This is a genomic window from Curtobacterium sp. MCBD17_021, assembly GCF_003234525.1.
Taxonomy (GTDB): Bacteria; Actinomycetota; Actinomycetes; order Actinomycetales; family Microbacteriaceae; genus Curtobacterium.
The window spans coordinates 1-17480 of record NZ_QKTS01000007.1 but is presented as its reverse complement, the minus strand read 5'-3'; the positions used below and the strand labels follow the sequence as shown (position 1 = coordinate 17480).

22 protein-coding genes are annotated in these 17480 nt (G+C 72.9%); 13 read left to right on the top strand and 9 right to left on the bottom strand.

Annotated elements, in window-relative coordinates; translation table 11 throughout:
* Window positions 1-107: 107 nt before the first annotated feature.
* The 8 genes from DEI83_RS08075 (at window position 108) to DEI83_RS08040 (ending at window position 7952) form a co-directional block, all read left to right on the top strand.
* Complete coding sequence (locus DEI83_RS08075; protein ID WP_111081386.1) at window positions 108-653, top strand: RNA polymerase sigma factor; 546 nt, start codon at window positions 108-110, stop codon at window positions 651-653.
* Window positions 643-1482 (top strand): hypothetical protein, encoded by an 840-nt coding sequence (locus DEI83_RS08070; RefSeq protein WP_146241552.1) that lies wholly within the window; start codon window positions 643-645, stop codon window positions 1480-1482. The genes DEI83_RS08075 and DEI83_RS08070 overlap by 11 nt, the downstream gene beginning before the upstream one ends.
* A 101-nt stretch (window positions 1483-1583) precedes the next feature.
* On the top strand, window positions 1584-2666 hold the full coding sequence (locus tag DEI83_RS08065; RefSeq protein WP_111081382.1) for an NADH:flavin oxidoreductase/NADH oxidase: 1083 nt from the start codon (window positions 1584-1586) through the stop codon (window positions 2664-2666).
* Between the two features lie 140 nt (window positions 2667-2806).
* Window positions 2807-4105, top strand: a complete 1299-nt coding sequence (locus DEI83_RS08060) for a sensor histidine kinase (protein WP_111081380.1) — start codon at window positions 2807-2809, stop codon at window positions 4103-4105.
* Window positions 4087-4773: a response regulator transcription factor gene (locus DEI83_RS08055; protein WP_111081378.1), complete on the top strand. Its 687-nt coding sequence runs from the start codon at window positions 4087-4089 to the stop codon at window positions 4771-4773. The genes DEI83_RS08060 and DEI83_RS08055 overlap by 19 nt, the downstream gene beginning before the upstream one ends.
* Window positions 4774-4917: 144 nt before the next feature.
* Window positions 4918-5799 (top strand): ABC transporter ATP-binding protein, encoded by an 882-nt coding sequence (locus tag DEI83_RS08050; protein WP_111081376.1) that lies wholly within the window; start codon window positions 4918-4920, stop codon window positions 5797-5799.
* Window positions 5796-6881 carry an ABC transporter permease gene (locus DEI83_RS08045; RefSeq protein WP_111081374.1) on the top strand — a complete coding sequence of 362 codons (1086 nt, stop codon included), beginning with the start codon at window positions 5796-5798 and terminating at the stop codon, window positions 6879-6881. Before DEI83_RS08050 ends, DEI83_RS08045 begins: the two co-directional genes overlap by 4 nt.
* 93 nt (window positions 6882-6974) lie before the next feature.
* The gene (locus DEI83_RS08040) at window positions 6975-7952 is read left to right on the top strand and encodes a helix-turn-helix domain-containing protein (protein ID WP_181431130.1); all 978 of its coding nucleotides are present in this window, start codon (window positions 6975-6977) and stop codon (window positions 7950-7952) included.
* A 38-nt stretch (window positions 7953-7990) separates the two neighbouring features.
* On the opposite strand, the gene DEI83_RS08035 is transcribed toward DEI83_RS08040, so the two are convergent.
* The 5 genes from DEI83_RS08035 to DEI83_RS08025 all read right to left on the bottom strand — a co-directional run bounded on the left by DEI83_RS08035 (window position 7991) and on the right by DEI83_RS08025 (window position 10041).
* Complete coding sequence (locus DEI83_RS08035; RefSeq protein WP_111081370.1) at window positions 7991-8584, bottom strand: TetR/AcrR family transcriptional regulator; 594 nt, start codon at window positions 8582-8584, stop codon at window positions 7991-7993.
* Between the two features lies 1 nt (window position 8585).
* Window positions 8586-8744 carry a hypothetical protein gene (locus DEI83_RS15905; protein WP_181431129.1) on the bottom strand — a complete coding sequence of 53 codons (159 nt, stop codon included), beginning with the start codon at window positions 8742-8744 and terminating at the stop codon, window positions 8586-8588.
* Window positions 8741-8905 carry a hypothetical protein gene (locus DEI83_RS15900; protein ID WP_181431128.1) on the bottom strand — a complete coding sequence of 55 codons (165 nt, stop codon included), beginning with the start codon at window positions 8903-8905 and terminating at the stop codon, window positions 8741-8743. The genes DEI83_RS15905 and DEI83_RS15900 overlap by 4 nt, the downstream gene beginning before the upstream one ends.
* A gap of 87 nt (window positions 8906-8992) precedes the next feature.
* Window positions 8993-9232, bottom strand: coding sequence for a hypothetical protein (locus DEI83_RS08030; protein ID WP_220036763.1), 240 nt, complete (start codon window positions 9230-9232; stop codon window positions 8993-8995).
* A gap of 251 nt (window positions 9233-9483) precedes the next feature.
* Window positions 9484-10041, bottom strand: coding sequence for a DUF1990 family protein (locus tag DEI83_RS08025; protein ID WP_111081366.1), 558 nt, complete (start codon window positions 10039-10041; stop codon window positions 9484-9486).
* A gap of 102 nt (window positions 10042-10143) precedes the next feature.
* On the opposite strand from DEI83_RS08025, the gene DEI83_RS08020 reads away from it, so the two are divergent.
* On the top strand, window positions 10144-10785 hold the full coding sequence (locus DEI83_RS08020) for an NAD(P)H-binding protein (protein ID WP_111081364.1): 642 nt from the start codon (window positions 10144-10146) through the stop codon (window positions 10783-10785).
* 108 nt (window positions 10786-10893) lie between these two features.
* Here DEI83_RS08020 and DEI83_RS08015 read toward each other — a convergent pair whose 3' ends face one another.
* On the bottom strand, window positions 10894-11454 hold the full coding sequence (locus tag DEI83_RS08015) for a TetR/AcrR family transcriptional regulator (protein ID WP_111081362.1): 561 nt from the start codon (window positions 11452-11454) through the stop codon (window positions 10894-10896).
* Window positions 11455-11477: 23 nt separating this feature from the next.
* On the opposite strand from DEI83_RS08015, the gene DEI83_RS08010 reads away from it, so the two are divergent.
* The 3 genes from DEI83_RS08010 (at window position 11478) to DEI83_RS08000 (ending at window position 13688) form a co-directional block, all read left to right on the top strand.
* Window positions 11478-12764, top strand: a complete 1287-nt coding sequence (locus DEI83_RS08010) for an MFS transporter (protein ID WP_181431127.1) — start codon at window positions 11478-11480, stop codon at window positions 12762-12764.
* Between the two features lie 313 nt (window positions 12765-13077).
* On the top strand, window positions 13078-13392 hold the full coding sequence (locus tag DEI83_RS08005) for an ATP-dependent DNA ligase (protein WP_111081358.1): 315 nt from the start codon (window positions 13078-13080) through the stop codon (window positions 13390-13392).
* Complete coding sequence (locus DEI83_RS08000) at window positions 13389-13688, top strand: hypothetical protein (RefSeq protein ID WP_111081356.1); 300 nt, start codon at window positions 13389-13391, stop codon at window positions 13686-13688. Before DEI83_RS08005 ends, DEI83_RS08000 begins: the two co-directional genes overlap by 4 nt.
* 15 nt (window positions 13689-13703) lie before the next feature.
* Here the strand turns inward: DEI83_RS08000 and DEI83_RS07995 are convergent, their stop codons facing one another.
* Window positions 13704-14276, bottom strand: coding sequence for a TetR/AcrR family transcriptional regulator (locus DEI83_RS07995; RefSeq protein ID WP_111081353.1), 573 nt, complete (start codon window positions 14274-14276; stop codon window positions 13704-13706).
* 137 nt (window positions 14277-14413) lie between these two features.
* Between DEI83_RS07995 and DEI83_RS07990 the strand changes: the two genes are divergently transcribed.
* On the top strand, window positions 14414-15892 hold the full coding sequence (locus DEI83_RS07990; RefSeq protein ID WP_111081351.1) for an MFS transporter: 1479 nt from the start codon (window positions 14414-14416) through the stop codon (window positions 15890-15892).
* 175 nt (window positions 15893-16067) lie between these two features.
* Here the strand turns inward: DEI83_RS07990 and DEI83_RS07985 are convergent, their stop codons facing one another.
* Together DEI83_RS07985 and DEI83_RS07980 are read right to left on the bottom strand one after the other, a co-directional pair.
* Window positions 16068-16424 carry a hypothetical protein gene (locus tag DEI83_RS07985; protein ID WP_111081350.1) on the bottom strand — a complete coding sequence of 119 codons (357 nt, stop codon included), beginning with the start codon at window positions 16422-16424 and terminating at the stop codon, window positions 16068-16070.
* A gap of 142 nt (window positions 16425-16566) precedes the next feature.
* Window positions 16567-17313 (bottom strand): hypothetical protein, encoded by a 747-nt coding sequence (locus tag DEI83_RS07980; protein WP_111081348.1) that lies wholly within the window; start codon window positions 17311-17313, stop codon window positions 16567-16569.
* Window positions 17314-17480: the final 167 nt, after the last annotated feature.

The window sequence follows — 17480 nt, the reverse complement described above, 5'->3', positions numbered from 1 at the left end:
AGTGCCGTTCCACCCACCTCGCGCACAGGACCGCGTCCCTGTGGACGGAACCGACGTCTGTGTCAGGATCGCGCCGCCGCCGACATTGCTGGAGTGGAGGGAGCACCGTGGAGACAGACAACGACACCGACGCGGACGTCAGCCTGACGCGACGGCTCGCCGGCGGCGACAAGGCGGCGTTGGCGGACGCGTTCGACCGGTTCGCGCCGACGCTGACCCGCTACGCCTGGGCGCTGGCGGGGAGCCGGCAGGACGTCGAGGAACTCGTGCAGGACACGTTCCTCACGCTGTGGCAGAAGGCCGACACCCTGCAACTGTCCACGCGCGCGCTCCTGCCGTGGTTGCTCGTGGTGTGCCGGAACCACGCCAGGAACCAGGCCCGTGCCGTCGCCAAGCAGGCGAGCGACGAACTGCCGGCCGAGCTGGCCTCCCCGCCCGAGGCCGAGGAGGCCCGCGAGCGCCTCCGGTGGGTCCGTGACGAGATCGACTCACTCGCACCACTCGACCGCCGGATCTGCGAGTTGTGCCTCATCGAGGGCCATTCGTACACCGAAGCCGCGGAGATGCTCGGGCTGAGCGTCGGTGCCCTCACCCAGCGGGTCTCCCGCTCCCGAGCACGACTGAAGAAGGCGGTGACGCACGATGAACACTGAGCCCCCCACCGGAGACGACCTGCAGCGGATGCTCGTCTCGATGAAGCACAACGTCCTGGCCGACGCGGACGACCGGCGCCCGAAGCGTCGTGGACACCGCTCCGGGATCGTGGTCGCCGCAGTCGCCCTGCTCGCGCTCGGCACGGCGAGCGGCGCGGTGGCGCTGGCCGTCGTCCCGCAGATGCAGCAGGCCGCCCCGGCACCGAGTGCCACGGCGGCACCGTCAGCACCCGAGAGCACACCAGCCGCAGCGCCGGTCGTCGAGACGCCGGAACCGGCGCCGACGCCTCCCCAGACCGGACCGGTCCGACGCCCGTACGACCTCGCCGACCCGGGGACGTGGACGATCACCGGCACCGAGGTGGGTCCGATCGCCTTCGGGGGTCCGGCCTCCGGCGAGCTCGACGACGTGGACCGGGGCTACGCACGGCTGCCGAACAGCGAACCGTGCCGACCCGACGACATCACGGACTTCGACCGGCCGGGGCTCGGCTCACTCAGCGTGCTCCACCGCGACGGCGCGGTGTCCGCGGTCTCGGTGCACAGCCCGACCGGCGACGACCCCGTTCCCGCCGGTGCCGTGGACGACAACCCGAGCACCCCGGAGGGGATGGGCATCGGCAGTACCCTGGACGAGCTCCGACAGACCTACCCCGACATCGCCGTCTCGGGCAGCTACTCGACGGACGGCTCGACGGACGGTCCGTACTCGTTCTGGACGATCGAGCAGGACGGCCGCTTCATCACCTTCCAGCTGGACGCCGCCGGCGAGCAGGTGAACATGATCTGGGTGGCCTCGACGAAGGTGCCGCCGATGGAGCTCTGCTGAGTCCTGGGCGGCCAGTACGGCGACAGTCGTACTGTGGACGGGCCTCCCGGCGGCACCGCATCCGTCGGTTGGTCCCCTGTACGACCAACGGAAGGACCCGCGTGACCCACGCACTCTTCGACCCCATCACCCTCCGCGGCCTCGAGATCCGGAACCGCGTGTGGATCCCGCCGATGTGCCAGTACATGGTCGAGGCGCAGGACGGCGTCCCCACCCCGTGGCACCTCGTGCACCTCGGGGCCCTCGCCCGTGGTGGTGCCGGCGCCGTGATCGTCGAGGCCACCGGCGTCGTCCCCGAGGGCCGCATCAGCCCGCAGGACCTCGGCCTGTGGGACGACGAGCAGCGCGACGCCTTCCGACCGATCACCGACTTCATCCACAGCCAGGGCGCCGTCGCCGGCATCCAGCTCGCCCACGCCGGACGCAAGGCCTCGACCAGCCGCGAGTGGGGCCCGACCGCGGGCGGCGGCAACGTCGCGCCGGAACAGGGCGGCTGGCAGCCGGTCGGCCCGTCCCCGATCGCGTTCCCCGGCCTGCACGTACCGACGGAGCTGACGACCGAGGGCATCGCCGACGTCGTCGTCGCGTTCGCCGCCGCGGCCCGTCGTGCCGTGGACGCCGGCTTCGACCTCCTCGAGCTGCACGGCGCCCACGGGTACCTGCTGCACGAGTTCCTGTCGCCGCTGTCGAACGAGCGCACCGACCAGTACGGCGGCTCGCTCGAGAACCGCGCACGGGCGCTCCTCGAGACCGTCGACGCCGTCCGCGCCGAGGTCGGCGAGGCCGTCCCGCTCGTCGTGCGTCTGTCGGCGACCGACTGGGTCGAGGGCGGCTGGGACCTCGCCGAGACCGAACAGGTGTCGGCGTGGCTCGGCGAGCACGGGGTCGACCTGGTGTCGGTCTCCACCGGTGGCAACGTCGCGGACGCGCCGATCCCGGTCGGGCCCGGCTACCAGCTGCCGTTCGCGACCTCGATCCGGCAGGCCACGGGCCTCCCGGTCGCCGCCGTCGGCATGATCGACGACCCGTTCCAGGCCGAGCAGATCGTCGCCCTCGGCCAGGCCGACGTCGTCCTCGTCGGCCGCGGGGCGCTGCGCGACCCGAACTTCCCGATCCGCGCCGCCCAGACGCTCCGCGTCGACCTGCCGTACAAGCCCGCCCCCTACGAGCGCGCCTACCGCTGACGACGCGGCGCTGACGGACGGGAGGCCCGCACTCCGGCCTCCCGTCCGTCACCCTCCACGGCCGCTCCGGTGCCGACCGCGCTCTCCACAGGTGCCCCGCTGCCCGCCTGCGTGCCGGACCGAGCCGCTACCGTGGTCCCATGACGGGCACGGGGGCGACCGCCGGGGGCGGTCCGACGCAGGACGACGGGTGGTCGCGGCTGCCCGTGGGGCGGCGCGAACACCGGCAGGACGCGGTCCTGGCGTTGGTGCTCGCCGGGGCGCTCGTGATCTCGATCACGCTCTACGGGGCGGTGGGCCTGTACGACGACCCAGCGCCGTGGTGGGTCTCGGCGTTGATGGTCGTCGCGAACGCCGGCCCCCTGGCGTTCCGCCGCCGGTTCCCGATGACGGTGGCGGTCGTCGCCGCGCTCGCGTTCGCCGCGACGCAGCTGCTGCACGTGCCGGAGGGGCTCTTCACCAACTTCACGCTGTTCATCGCGCTGTACACCGTGGGGGCCTGGTGCTCCGACCGGGTCCGGGCCGAAGCGGTCCGCTGGGTCGTCATCGCCGGGATGTTCGCGTGGGTGTTCCTGGCGATCGTCTTCCGGTGGTCGGTGCCGAGCGCGTTGCCGGACGACGGTGACTCCGTCATCCCGCCGTTCATCGCGAACTCGCTGCTGACGATCGTCATCAACCTCGTGTACTTCGGCGCGGCCTGGTACTCGGGGAACCGGGCGTGGACGGCGGCCGTCGCCAAGCACGAACTCGGCGAGCGCACGGCGGAGCTCGCCGCCGAACGTGAACGCTCGGCAGCACAGGCCGTCGCCCTGGAACGAGTGCGGATCGCCCGCGAACTCCACGACGTCGTCGCGCACCACGTCTCGCTCATGGGCGTGCAGGCCGGAGCCGCCCGGCGCGTGCTCGACCGCGACCCGGCGCAGGCCGCCGCCTCCCTCGGCGTGGTGGAGGACAGTGCCCGCACCGCGGTGGAGGAACTCCGCCGGATGCTCGGCACGCTGCGTGAGCCCGGGGCCGACGTACAGACGACACCCGCCGACGCCCCGAGCACCGAGGGGCTCTCGCGCCTGCCGGAGCTCGCCCGGGCCGCGACGAACGCCGGGCACGACACGGGCTTCAGCGTCGTCGGGAACGAGCGACCGGTCCCGCCGACGGTCGCCGCGGTGACGTACCGCATCGCGCAGGAAGCCGTGACGAACGTGCTCAAGCACGCCGGTCCGGACGCCCGGGCCGACCTGCGGCTCCGGTACCTGCCCGACGCCGTGGAACTCGAGGTGACCGACACGGGCGCGGGAGCACGGGCCTCCCGGTCCTCGCCCGGTGGCGGCCTCGGGCACGTCGGCATGCGCGAGCGCGTGGCGGCGGTCGGCGGACGGATCGAGATCGGGCCGCGCGCCCGCGGCGGCTACCTGGTGCGGGCATGGTTGCCGACGACGTGATCCGGGTGGTGCTCGCGGACGACCAGGACCTCGTCCGGGCCGGGTTCCGGGTCATCCTCGAGTCGGAGCCAGGCGTGCAGGTCGTCGCCGAGGCCGCCGACGGTGCCGCCGCAGTGGCCGCCGTCGCCGCACACCGACCGGACGTGGTCTGCCTCGACGTCCAGATGCCCGGGGTCGACGGGCTCGAAGCGGCGCGCCGGATCACCGCGGGCGACCATCCACCGGCGGTGCTCGTGCTCACGACGTTCGACACCGACGAGTACCTCTTCGACGCCCTCGCCGCGGGAGCGAGTGGCTTCCTGCTCAAGAACGCGTCGCCGGAGAAGCTCATCGAGGCCGTCCGCACGGTCGCCGGGGGCGATGCCCTCCTCGCACCAGACGTCACCCGCCGCGTGATCAGTCGCGCGACCACCGCCACGAGCCCGGGCGTCAGCGGGCCCGCCCCGGCACAGGTCGGGGCGCTGTCGGGGCTGACCGAGCGGGAGACCGAGGTCCTGCGGCTGCTCGGGCGGGGCCTCAGCAACGCCGAGATCGCCGGCACGCTCTTCGTCGGTGAGGCCACCGTGAAGACGCACGTGTCGAACGTCCTGCAGAAGCTCGGGGTGCGCGACCGGATCCAGGCCGTCGTCTGGGCGTACGAGCACGGGGTCGTGCGTTCGGGCGAGTGACCTCGCCGGCGGTCGCCCCCGCCGCCCTCCCCCGCGCGGCGGAGACGGCGGCGCCTGTGATCCCCGTCTCGAGCCGGAGGCGGGCGCCGTCCCGGTCGCAATAGCGTCGGAGGCGCAGCGACGGCCGCTGCGGAAGGGGATCCCATGCTCAGCATCCAGGGAGTGACGAAGCACTTCGGCGACCGCCGCGTGCTCGACGACGTCGGCTTCACCGTCGGCCGCGGACGACTGACCGGGTTCGTCGGCGGCAACGGAGCCGGCAAGACGACCACCATGCGCATCATGCTCGGCGTGCTCGACGCCGACAGCGGCACCGTCGCCCTCGACGGCTCGCCCATCGGACCCGCCGACCGTCGCCGGTTCGGCTACATGCCCGAGGAGCGCGGCCTGTACCCGAAGATGCCGGTCGCCGAGCAGATCACCTACCTGGCCCGCCTGCACGGTGTCGACCGACGGACCGCGACGGCACGGACGTCGGAACTGCTCGAGCGCCTCGAGCTCACCGCGCACACCGGTGACGCCGTCGAGAAGCTCTCGCTGGGCAACCAGCAGCGCGTCCAGGTCGCCGCCGCGCTCGCCCACCGTCCCGAGGTCCTGGTGCTCGACGAGCCGTTCTCGGGGCTCGACCCGATGGCGGTCGACACCGTGCTCGGGGTGCTGCGCGAGACCGCGGCCGACGGTGTCCCGGTGCTGTTCTCCAGCCACCAGCTCGACGTCGTCGAACGGCTCTGCGACGACGTGGTCGTGATCGCCGGCGGTCGGATCCGGGCTGCCGGCCCGCAGGAGGAACTGCGGCGGGCCGCTGGTCCCGCGGCCTGGGAGCTCCTCGTCGCGGACGACGTGGCCTGGCTCCGCGACGAACCCGGCGTCCTCGTCCGCGCGTTCGACGGCGGGTACGCCCTGTTCGAGGCCGAGGAGTCCGTCGCGCAGGCGGTCCTGCAGCGGGCCGTGGCGCGGGGCACGGTCGCGTCGTTCGGTCCGCGGGTCCCCCGGCTCAGCGAGGTCTTCACGGAGGTCGTCCGATGAGCATCCTCGACAGCAGCACGGTCGACGCCGTCCGGCTCGTCACGGTCCGGGAGATCCAGGCCCGGCTCCGGAGCAAGGCCTTCGTCATCTCGGCGGCGATCCTGCTCGTCATGGTCGTCGTCGGCATCGTCGTCGGCGGGATCGTCGGCAAGTCGGCGGCCGACGCCACGACACCCGTCGCCGTGGTGGCCGGTGTGACGCTGCCCAGCACGGACGGGCTCGACGTCACCGAGACGCCCGACCGGGACGCGGCGGAGCGTCTGGTCCGTGACGGCGAGGTCGACGCCGCGATCGTCCCCGACGGCGGAGCGCTCGGCTTCCGGGTCGTCGGCCTCGACAGCGCACCGACCGAGGTGGTGTCGGCGCTGAGCGTGTCCCCACAGGTCGACCTGCTCGACCCGGGAGCGCTGCCGCCCGGCCTCATCTCACTCGTCGGCATCGCCTTCGGCGTGGTGTTCTTCGCCTCGGCGGTGACGTTCGGTCAGTCCATCGCGCAGAGCGTCGTGGAGGAGAAGTCCACCCGCGTCGTGGAGATCCTGATGGCGGCGATCCCGGCACGGGCGCTGCTGGCCGGCAAGGTGATCGGCAACAGCGTGATGGCGCTCGGGCAGATCGTCGCGATCGCCATCGCCGCCGCCGTCGCCCTGGCGGTGACCGGCCAGGACAACCTGTTCACCCTGCTCGGACCGAGTGCACTGTGGTTCGTCGGGTTCTTCGCGATCGGCTTCGTCCTCATCGCGGCACTGTTCGCGGCCTCGGCAGCACTCGTCTCCCGGCAGGAGGACGTCGGCAGCGTGACGACCCCGGTGATGATGCTGCTGATGATCCCGTACTTCCTCATCGTGTTCGCCGCGGACAACCCGACGATCCTCGGCATCATGTCCTACGTGCCGTTCAGCGCTCCGATCGGGATGCCGGTGCGGATCTTCCTCGGGAGCGCCGCGTGGTGGGAGCCGGTGCTCTCCCTGGTGATCGTCGCCGTGTCGGCCCTCGTGGTGGTGCTCCTCGGCGCCCGCGTCTACGAAAACGCCCTGCTGCGCACCGGCGGCCGGGTGAAGCTCACCGAGGCGATCCGCGGCTGAGGAAGCCGTCCTCGTTGCACACGACGGCACCTGCGTCGCGGTTCCCGGACACCGGGCGCGACGCGGGTGCCGTCGCGTGCGATGCTCTGCGTGATGCCGATCGACGACGCGATGCCGGTGCGCCTCGAGGTGGCAGGGACGGACCTCGGGGACGCCGCGACGTTCATCGCGGACCTGTACGGCGCGGACCTGCAGGTCGAGGACGCGGCGGTGCCGTTCGAGTTCCGGTACGCGGCCCTCGGCGACGCCACCATGTCGCTGCACACCGCCCGGTTCGCCGGACACCTGGCCGGGGCCCTCCCGCCCTCCGACGCGGTCATCGTCCAGTGGCTGCAGTCCGGGTCGTCCCGGCTCGACACCGGCGGCGACGTCCTCACGATGGAGCCCGGGGTACCGGTCCCGCTCATGCCGGACCGGACCTTCTCGTTCGAGCTGGACGACTACGAGCAGCGTCTCGTGCACCTGTCGCGCACCGTCGTCGAGCGGGTCGCAGCCGAACAGGGCGCGGACGTCAGCGCGGGTCTCCGCTTCGACCACTCGGTCCCGCCGTCCGAGCAGTCGGTGCGGACCTGGCACAACACGGTGTCGCTCATCTCCCACACGCTCCGCGACGGCTCCCCGGGGCGGCTGCTCCACGCGGAGATGGCCCGGCTCGCCGCGGCGTCGCTGCTCGAGATGTACCCGCAGCAGCGCCTGGCTCCGCTCGAGGCGGTGCACACCGCGCGGTCGGCGCACGTGCGCGCAGCCGTCGAGTACGTGCACGAGAACGCGCGGATGCCGATCACGACCAGCTCGTTGGCGCGGCACCTCGACATCAGCCTGCGGGCGCTGCAGGAAGCGTTCCAGCGGGACCTGCGGTCGACGCCGAACGCGTTCATCCGACAGGTGCGTCTGGACCGGGTGCGTCAGGAGCTGCTGGCGTCGGAGCCCGCCGCCACGACCGTGCGCGAGGTCGCGGCCGGGTGGGGCTTCGCGCACCTGGGGCGGTTCGCGCAGCAGTACCAGGTGGCGTTCGGCGAGGCGCCGAAGGTGACCCTGGACCGCACGTCGCGGGCTCCCGACGGCGGCTGAGCCGCGCGTCGGAGCACCGGGCGGCCGACGCACGAGCGTCAGATGAAGTCGGTGCCCCGGGTCGTCGCGTAGGCGCCCATGAGCGTCGCGGCGGCCAGCCGCGCGGAACGGGCGGGCTGTGTGGTCCGGTGGATCGCGGCCTCGACCTTGGCACCGGCGACCAGCAGGGAGAGCGCGTCCGCCACCGCGGTGGGGAGACCCGCGCGTCGGGCGAGCACGTGCAGGTGCGCCTCGATGCCCCGCAGGTGTTCGTGGGCGAGCGCGGCGACGCGCGGCTCGGTCCGCCCGAGTTCGCCGTACCCGTTGATGAATGCGCACCCGGTCCACGCCTCGTCCCGGAACGTGGTCTCGAGGTGCGCGAAGACAGACAGGATCTCGTCACGGGCGTCAGCGGTGCCGACGGCTGCTCGCGCGAGATCGGTGGTCCACTGCTCGTGGCGGTGTCGGAGCACGGCCACGACGATGTCGATCCGCTCGGGGAACAGCGCCCGGACGGTCGACACGTCGGCGTCGCCCGCGATGGCGACGACGTCGGCGTCGAGCCCGGTCGCGCCCTCCGCCGTGAACACCCGCTCGGCGGCGTCGACGATGCGCGCTCGCTCCTGCGGTCCGTGCTCGGCGGCGGTCCCCACGTCAGATGGTCGTCGCGGTGGGCCGTGCGGTGCCGCCTGCGATCGGCTGCGCGCAGACGGCCTCGAAGCGTCCGAGCCGTGCCCACACCACACGGTGTTCGGTCGTCAACCCGGTGACGCTCGCCGTCACCCGCACGGTCGCGGCCTCGGGGCCGGTCACGCGGCGGCCAGGAAGAAGTCGGCGTAGGTCGGTTCGGCAGCGGTGCCGAGGCCCAGGCGGCTCATGACGATCCGGTCGATCTCGACGGGCGAGGTCAGACCGCGTCGGTGCCACTCGAGCGGGTCGGCCCGCAGTTCGTGCATCGCGGTGGGTTCACGCACGGAGGTCCTCCTGCTCGCGGATCAGGGCGGTCATGTCGATGGGCTCGGTGAGGGCGACCGTGTCGTACGGCAGCGGTGCGGCGGCGATCACGCGGCGACCCCCAGGCTGATGACGGCGATGGTGGAGGAGGTGACGGCGGCGAGCCCGACGACCAGCGCGCTGGCGGCCAGCAGGCGGCGTCGAGCCGTCTCGCGCACCTCGGAGAAGCCGTTCGGCCGGGACGGACGGCGGCCAGCGGTGCGCGCCGGGGTCGTGTCGGGTCCGCCGACGAGCGCGGTGGCGATCGGAGCGGGGGCGATGGTGGTTGCGGTGACGGTGGCGGACATTGCGTCGCCTCCTTCCCAGAGGCCTCGGACGGCCTCGACGTCGACCAGGGCGTCCGGCGTCGCCCGGCCCTCGCAGATCGCGGGGAATGTCGGGTGCACGGCGGGATGTGGTGCGTCCTGGTGCACCCGACGCTACGACAGCGGTCTGGGCCGGCACGAACCCCGGGGCCGATCCGCGAATCGCGGACACGGCCGGTCCGCGCATCCCGACCGGGAGCGACGACGTACGCGCGGACGTACCGGACGACGACTCAGCGCAACGCCCGCCGGTAGCGCCACCGGACCACGACCTGAGCGGCCACCAGGAGCGGGAACACGAGCGCCCAGCCCCGGGTCGTCGAGGGCCGGGTGAGCGAGCGGAGGGTCAGGGAGACCGTCTCGCCCTCACGGGTGACGACGAACGCCTCCTCGCCGTCGACCGGGTGGCCAGGCGCCGTCCGGTAGGCGAACCCGACCCGGTCCTCGGTCCGCACGACCTCGACGACCTCGACGGGTTCGCGGACGACGACGGGCCCGATCCGCAGGCGCACCTCGAGCCGCTGCCCGACGCGCACCTCCGTCTCGTCAGCGCCCGGCACGGCGAACCCGCTCCGGGTCTTCACGCCCCACCGCAGGACCGCTCGGGAGGCCCGTTCCCAGTCCGCCTCGCCGCTGCCGACCGCGCTCCGCCGCTCGTACCGGCGGTGGGACGGCGGGGTGGGTCCCCACTCGGCCGCGCCGGGCTCGGTCCTCGACGAGCCCGGCCCGGATCCGGACGCCGACCCCGACCCCGCGTGCGTCGCGCCTCCACCACCCCTGCCATCACGCATGCCGCCATCCTGCCGGGCCCACCCGCCCTGCCCGACGCGCACCGCCCGAGCGGCCCCGCTCCGTCACCCAGGTGGTCAGGCCGCCGGCGTACCGTCGGGCGCATGAGCAACGTCATCATCCTCGGCGGTCACGGCCGCGTCGCCCTCCTCACCGCGCAGCTCCTCACCGCGCGCGGCGACACCGTCTCGTCGGTCATCCGGAAGGCCGAGCAGCAGGACGACGTCCGCGCCACCGGCGCGGAGCCCGTCGTCGCCGACATCGAGCAGCTCGACATCGCCGGTCTCACCGACCTGTTCCGCGGGCACGACGCCGTCGTCTGGTCGGCCGGTGCGGGTGGCGGGTCCACCGAGCGCACCTGGGCCGTCGACCGCGACGCCGCCATCCGGACCATGCACGCCGCACTCGAGGCCGACGTGCACCGCTACGTGCTCGTCTCCTGGTCCGACGCGGGCCTCGGCCACGGCGTGCCCGAGGACGACGACTTCTTCGCCTACGCCGAGGCGAAGACCGTCGCTGACGCCGTCCTCCGCGACTCCGCGCTCGACTGGACCGTCGTCGCGCCGAGCACCCTGACGGACGACGAGCCGACCGGGTCGGTCGAGGCGGCCGACCCGTCCTCGAGCATCGCCCGTGGGGACGTCGCCGCCCTGGTCGCCGCCGCGCTGCACGACGACGCCTCGATCGGCAAGACCTTCCGCGTCAACACCGGGTCGACGCCGATCGAGCAGTTCGTCCGCGACTGAGCCTCGTCGGGGGTCCGGCCCCCGCTGTGCGGCGGACCACCGGTACCGACACCAGGCCCGGACCGGGTGAGCAGACCGCTCACCCGGTCCGGGCCTGGTGTCGTCTCGTCAGCCGTCCCGGAGGAGCGCCGCGGCGACCGCGCGCGCGGTCGTGGTGTCGCCGCCGCCGCCACGGAGGCGCATCGCGAGCGATCCGGACACGACCAGGAGCAACTGGTCGGCGAGGACGTCGGCGCGGTCACCGACGAAGGGCACCGCCCGGTCCCGCAGACGGTCGCGCAGCGTCGTCGTCTCACCATGCAGGACCGCGGCGATCTCGGCCGGAGCATCGGCGTACTCGGACGCGGTGCCGAGGAACGCGCACCACCGTGACCCGCTCGGCGTCGAGCGGAACACGTCCAGCGCGTCGAACACCGCGAACAGCCGGCCTCGGTCGTCGTCCGCCCGCGCCACGGCGTCGTCCCAGACCCGGATCCACTCGTCGTGTCGACGCTGCAGCGCTGCGGCGACGAGCGCCTCCTTGCTGGCGTAGCCGCGGTAGAGCGTCGCGGCGGAGACCCCGGCACGGTCGAGGACGGCATCGATCGGGGTGGCGGCGATGCCCCGCGTGAAGAAGAGCTCCTCGGCGGCGTCGAGGAGCTTCCGCTCCGTGCCTGGACGCATCGTCATGGCAGCACCCTAGAGTGTCGAAAGTGAAACGACCGTTTTCGTTCTTGGCACATCCGGCCGCACTCGTCGGCAGCGGCACGGCGCTCATCGCCGCGACCTACGGGCTGGTCCGGCTGGCGTACGGGCTGTTCCTGCCGGACGTCCAGCAGTCCCTGTCCCTCGGTGACGGCCCGGCGGGGTGGATCGCGTCGGGATCGTCGCTCGTGTACTGCCTCGGTGCGCTCGTCGGGTTCGTGCTCGTGCCGGCCCGACCGCGCGCGACCGTTGTGCTCGCGACCCTGACCGCCGGGTGCGGCGTCGGCGTGACGGCGGTCAGCACGGGACCCGTCGTCTTCGGCGTCAGCGCGGTCCTCGCCTCCGCCGGGGCGGGGCTCGCCTCCCCCGCGCTCGTGCGGCTCGTCCAGCGGGACCTGCCCGCCGATCGTGTGGACCGGGCACAGGCCGTGGTGAACTCCGGCACGGGACCGGGGCTGGTCGCCGCGGGCCTGGTCGCCCTCGTGCTCCTGCCCGACTGGCGGACCGCGTGGACTGCGGCGGCGGTCGTCACCCTCCTGGCCGGCGCGGCGGTGCTCGTCACGGACGGGCGTCCGCGCCACCGGCACGGTGCGACGGTCGAGCCGTCGCGGCCCGTCGGCCTGCCACCGCGGACCTGGTTCGTCGCCCACCGCCGCCTCGTGGTCGTCGCGCTGCTGCTCGGCGCGGGGTCTGCCGCGGTGTGGACGTACGGGCGGTCGCTGCTCGTGGATGCGGGCACCTCCGCCACCGTCTCGATCCTGGCGTGGATCGCCCTGGGTGCCGGGGGCGCGGCGGTCGCCCTGACCGCCCGGCGCCTCGGCGAACTGCGGGCTCGAGACGCGTGGACCGTCACGTGCGCGGCGGTCGCCATCGCCACGCTCGGTCTCGGCCTGGCGCCGTCGATGCCCCCGACGGCGCTGGTCGTCGTCGCCCTCGTCTGCTGCGCGCTGTTCGGCTGGGGTTACACCGCGGCGACGGGCGCCCTGATCGCCTGGACGACGGAACTGGACGCACAGCGGGCGGCGGCCGGAACGTCCGTGCTCTTCGTCGTGCTCGTGCTCGGCCAGGCACTCGGCGCGGGTCTGGCGGGGTCGGCGGTCCGGGCGGCCGGGACCGGGCCGGTGTTCCTCGTCGCCGCGGTGGTCGTGGGGCTCGGGGCGCTGCTGACCCTCAGGACCCCTGCAGGTCCTGCAGGTCGGAGTACTCGTCGAGGTCCGGCACGTCGGTCATCTCCTGGTTCCACGCGGGCCGGGCTGGCTCGAGACGCAGGGTCTCCCGCTCCAGGTACGCGATGACGTCCTCGTCGAACGGCTCGTCCGGGCTGTCGGGTACGGGCGTCGAGTAGATCTCGCTCGCTGGCCCGATGAGCAGGTGCGCGTAGGCTCTGCTCCCACCCTCCGTGACCACCGGGATCTGGACGACGTCGGACCGGTTCGCGACGGCGAGGGCACGGGCGTACCGGAGGAGGGCTTTGCAAGTGCGGTCCCCGGTCAGGATGTGGCTGTTCACGTAGTGGATGCGACGCATGTCGGCCAGGTTGTCCGACACCCCCTGGGGGACGCCTAGGCTTCAGCCGAAGCCGGACAGTCGGCGCGGAAGGACACCACCATGGGCAAACTCGTCTACGACTCGACGTTCACCGCGGAGTTCGACGACCGCCTGCTCACCCACCTGCAGATCGTGATCGGCATGAAGCTGCGCCGGGGCGAGTCGTTCATGTTCTCGTGGAAGGACGACGTCGAGCTCGGTGACGGACGGACCGCGATCTGGCTCGACCGCTCGATGCCCCTCGTCTTCCGGTACTCCGGCAGCCGCATCCCCGCCGTCAACCGGGCATGGGTGGAGGCCCTCGGGCTCACCGCCGGGTCCTCCGCCGGCCTCCGCATCGTCCCCGAACCGACCGACACCGGAGAGACCCTGTGAAGCGCACCATCGTCACGTACGGCGGCACCCAGTACACGATCGCCAACGAGGACGTCGAGACCGTCCAGGCGCGGATCGCCGAGGGACTCCGGAGCGAGCCGTTCATGTGGTTGCAGGTGAACTTCGGTGACGGCCGCGCGACCCCCGCCCAGCTGCTCATCTCCCCGGCGACCCCCGTGGCGATCGTCACCGAGCGGGACGTCGACGAGCAGGACGAGGACTCGTCCGTCGCCCGGTACCTCCTGCCGGACCAGCAGCGTCCCGCGTCGGTCGAGCTCGGCCCCGCCGACTCCTGACGCCGGGTCGTCCGGTCAGGACGCCCGGCCGCCGAGCAGGGCCCGGAGCGCCTCCTCGAGCGGCACGGCGACCGCCTCCACGTCGGCCGACGCCAGGGGTTCGACCCGCGTCGACGTCCGCATCATCGTCATGCCGAGCACGACGGACAGGGCGATCTCGGCACGGACGAGCAGGTCGTCGTCGACCAGCGTGGTGCCACCGGCACTGACTGCTCCCGCCAGGCGCTCGGCGTAGCCCCGGAGGGTCTCCCGACGGATCGCGTCGACGGCCTCGTCCCCGGAGCTCCGGAGCAGCAGCAGCAGCTGCATCGAGTCCTCGTCCGTCGGCGAGCGGATGATGTGGCGGATGAGACCGCCGACGGCACGGTCCAGGTCCGGGACGCCGAGGTCCCGGTCGGGCGCGTCCCGGTCGAGACACGCACGGAACAACCCCACCTTCGACACGAAGTACCGGTTGATGAGGGCCACGTTGACCCCCGCGTCGGCGGCGATGTCCCGCACGGTCGTCGCGCGGTAGCCGTCGAAGGCGAAGCGCCGACGAGCCGCCTGCACGAGCGCCAGGCGGGTGGCGGCGGCGTCCTTGCTCATGTGCCGAGGGTAGCGCGCTGCGCCCTCGTGTAAGCGCGTGTTGACATCGTGGCGGAACTGCGTACCCTCGTCGAGTCAGCAGTTGTTGACTTCGACAGCGTCGTCGGCCCGAGACCATCACGACCGGACGGAGCACGATGTCCACCGCCACCGAGAGCCCACGAACGGGCTCCACGCCGACCACCGCACCCGAGCGCCGCCCGAACAGCACGGCGATCATCGTGTACCTGTCCCTCGGCGGCCTGTCGTTCGCCGTGCTGCAGTCCCTCGTCGCCCCGGCCCTCTCCACCATCGGCCAGGACCTCGGCGCCTCGACCAGCGCCGCCAGCTGGGTCCTCACCGCGTACCTGCTCTCCGCGTCGGTACTCACGCCGATCCTCGGTCGCCTGGGCGACATGGTCGGCAAGCGCAAGGTGCTCATCGTGGTCCTCACGATCCTCCTGGCCGGCGCGGTCCTCGCAGCGCTCGCCCCGAACCTCGGCGTCCTCATCGTCGCCCGCGCCCTGCAGGGAGCCGCCGGCGCGGTGATGCCACTGTCCATCGGCATCGTCCGTGACGAGCTGCCGAAGGAGAAGGTCAGCGTCACGATCGGCCTGCTCTCCGCGATCTTCGGCATCGGCGCCGGTGTCGGCATCGTCGCCGCCGGTCCGATCGTCGAGCACCTGTCCTGGCACTGGCTGTTCTGGCTGCCCGCCGTCCTCGTGGTGATCGCCCTGCTCGGGGCCGTCTTCGGCATGCCGGAGTCCCCCGTCCGGAAGCCCGGCCGCCTCGACGTGGCCGGCACCGCTGTCCTCGCCGTCTCGCTCGTCGCGATCCTGCTCGCCGTCAGCGAGGGACAGACGTGGGGCTGGGGCGACGTGAAGACCGTCGGTCTGCTGGTCCTCGGCGCGGTCGCGCTCGTGGTCTTCGTGTTCGTCGAGCTCCGCGTGACCGAGCCGCTCATCGACGTGCGCCTGTTCGCCGTCCGCGGGGTCTGGACCGCCCACGTCGTCGCCCTCGTCTTCGGGTTCGCGATGTTCGGAACGTTCGTCCTCGTCCCGACGCTCCTCCAGCTCCCGACCGCGCTCGGCTACGGGTTCGGCAAGGACGTCACCGAGGCCGGGCTCTTCCTCCTGCCGACCGTCGTCATGATGGTCATCGCCGGACCCATCGCGGGCATCCTGGTCCGCCGGGTCGGCCCGAAGCCGCCGATGCTGCTCGGCGGGATCGCCATCGTCGCCGCCTTCGCGATCCCGGCCGTCTCGCACGCCGACATCGCCGAGGTCGTCGTCTCCGGCGTCCTCACCGGCATCGGGATCGGCCTCGCCCTCGCGGCCTGCTCGAACGCCATCATCGAGAGCGTGCCCGCCAACCAGACCGGCGAGGCGATCAGCGCCAACACCGTCGTCCGGACGATCGGGTCGAGCGTCGGCACCGCCGTCATCGCGGCGCTCATCACCTCGCACAGCACCCCGCAGGGCCTGCCCACCGACGACGCCTTCACGATCGGCTTCTGGGCTTGCACGGGCGTCGCGGTCCTCGCGGTCCTCGGCGCTCTCGCCGCACCGTCGATGCGCGCACGCCGGGCGGCCGCCGTCGCGTCGGGCGTCACGGACTTCGACGAGGTCACGCGCTGACGCGTCGAGCGGCAGTCGTCGGCGGGACGCCGCGCAACGCGCGAGCACCGGACGGGAGGCCCGGACCAGGTGAGCAGACCGCTCACGTGGTCCGGGCCTCCCGTCCGTCACGGCACCGTGCAAGGGGGCGTCGGCTGCTCACGAGTGGTGCAGGCCACTGCCGGACCGACTGCGGTCAGGCCCGGTTCTTCACACGCCCGAGGACGGCGGCGAGCCGTTCGACCACGGCCATCCGGAACCGGACGCCGGCCGGTGGCGCCGTCGGGACCGTCCGGATCGGTGCCGTGAAGGCCAGGTCGTGCAGGTTGTTCCGCTTCGACCCGTCCCAGTTCGCGAACAGGTACGGCGTGCCGAGCGCCATCAGGCTGCGCACCGGCGCAGGGCGGCTACCCGCGGCCGCGACGGCGTACCCGGAGTGCCCGGCGGAGATGTTGCGGATCACGGTGTCCGCGTCGATGACACCGTTGGCGGTGACGACGGTGGTGATGCCCGTGCGGTCGCGGGCGACGAATTCGATGATGTGTTCAGTCACGAGGAGCTCAGGGTGGCGAGTGACGTCTCGGCGGGGGTGAGGCGCTCGAGGCTTGGCCGGAACCGACGTTGCTTCCGTCCCAAAGGATACGTCCCGGCTCCGGTGCGGGCTCGCGGACGATCCCGAATGCGTACCGCGGCGGTCAGGGGACCCAGACGACGATGCCGCTGAAGCCGTTCAGCGCCGCAGCGACCCCGGCGCGGAGCGCACGTCCGGCGCGCTCGTCGGTGAAGGTCGACGGGTCGTGGTGGCTCGAGACGCCGAGCCCCTCCCCGCGGAAGCCCGCTCCGGTCCAGTCCGCGGCCGTGACGTTCGAGGTCGGCTCGGCGATCTCGGCACCGAGCACCAGGAACTGCTGGTGCAGGGCCGAGGGCGAGATCGCGGCGATCGGGTCGACCATCTCGTCGCCGACGCTGATGACGAGGTCCGAGCGCTTCCCGATCGCCGTCGCGACGGACGGCAGTCGGTCGTCGACGGTGTCCGCGACGACCGGGACCACCGTGACGTCCTCGGCCTCGGCCCAGGACTCGACGGCGTCCACGAGTGTCTCGGTCTCGGCATCGGGGTCGCCGGGCGAGAGCAACACGACGCGGTAGTCCGCCGGGGGCGCGACGTCGTCCCACGACCCCGGGGCCGGGTTGATCGTGGCCTCCGGCGCAGGCGGGTTCTCGTGGTCGGCGAAGTCCTCGCCCAGGGTGCCGGTGCCCCGGACCGGGGTGGGGGCACCCGACTGGGCGGTGCCGTGCTGGCTGGTGGCGCGGTCTCCGCTCGCCGTGCCTCCTGACGGGCCACTCGTCGCCGCCGAACACCCGGCCACGAGGACCGTGCCGGCCAACACAACCGCAGCGGCGGTGAGGAGGACGGCGGGGCGGGGAGCGTTGCGGGTCACGAGAGGCCATGCAAGCACACCGGCACCGCGTGGCGAACCCCCTCGAGCCGCTGTCCAGAGCCCGTCCCACTGCTGGTTGCCGAGTGTTTCCCTGCTGGTCACCCTCGGCCGCGATGGTCGGCCGGTGAAGCACCGAAGCACCCGCCCCGCTCCCACCGGGCTCCCCC

Coding starts and splice junctions, on each gene's coding strand:
- DEI83_RS08070 (WP_146241552.1), top strand. CDS start 643: ATGAACACTGAGCCCCCCACCGGAGACGACCTGCAGCGGATGCTCGTC.
- DEI83_RS08060 (WP_111081380.1), top strand. CDS start 2,807: ATGACGGGCACGGGGGCGACCGCCGGGGGCGGTCCGACGCAGGACGAC.
- DEI83_RS08055 (WP_111081378.1), top strand. CDS start 4,087: ATGGTTGCCGACGACGTGATCCGGGTGGTGCTCGCGGACGACCAGGAC.
- DEI83_RS08050 (WP_111081376.1), top strand. CDS start 4,918: ATGCTCAGCATCCAGGGAGTGACGAAGCACTTCGGCGACCGCCGCGTG.
- DEI83_RS08045 (WP_111081374.1), top strand. CDS start 5,796: ATGAGCATCCTCGACAGCAGCACGGTCGACGCCGTCCGGCTCGTCACG.
- DEI83_RS08040 (WP_181431130.1), top strand. CDS start 6,975: ATGCCGATCGACGACGCGATGCCGGTGCGCCTCGAGGTGGCAGGGACG.
- DEI83_RS08030 (WP_220036763.1), bottom strand. CDS start 9,232: ATGTCCGCCACCGTCACCGCAACCACCATCGCCCCCGCTCCGATCGCC.
- DEI83_RS08025 (WP_111081366.1), bottom strand. CDS start 10,041: ATGCGTGATGGCAGGGGTGGTGGAGGCGCGACGCACGCGGGGTCGGGG.
- DEI83_RS08020 (WP_111081364.1), top strand. CDS start 10,144: ATGAGCAACGTCATCATCCTCGGCGGTCACGGCCGCGTCGCCCTCCTC.
- DEI83_RS08015 (WP_111081362.1), bottom strand. CDS start 11,454: ATGACGATGCGTCCAGGCACGGAGCGGAAGCTCCTCGACGCCGCCGAG.
- DEI83_RS08005 (WP_111081358.1), top strand. CDS start 13,078: ATGGGCAAACTCGTCTACGACTCGACGTTCACCGCGGAGTTCGACGAC.
- DEI83_RS07995 (WP_111081353.1), bottom strand. CDS start 14,276: ATGAGCAAGGACGCCGCCGCCACCCGCCTGGCGCTCGTGCAGGCGGCT.
- DEI83_RS07990 (WP_111081351.1), top strand. CDS start 14,414: ATGTCCACCGCCACCGAGAGCCCACGAACGGGCTCCACGCCGACCACC.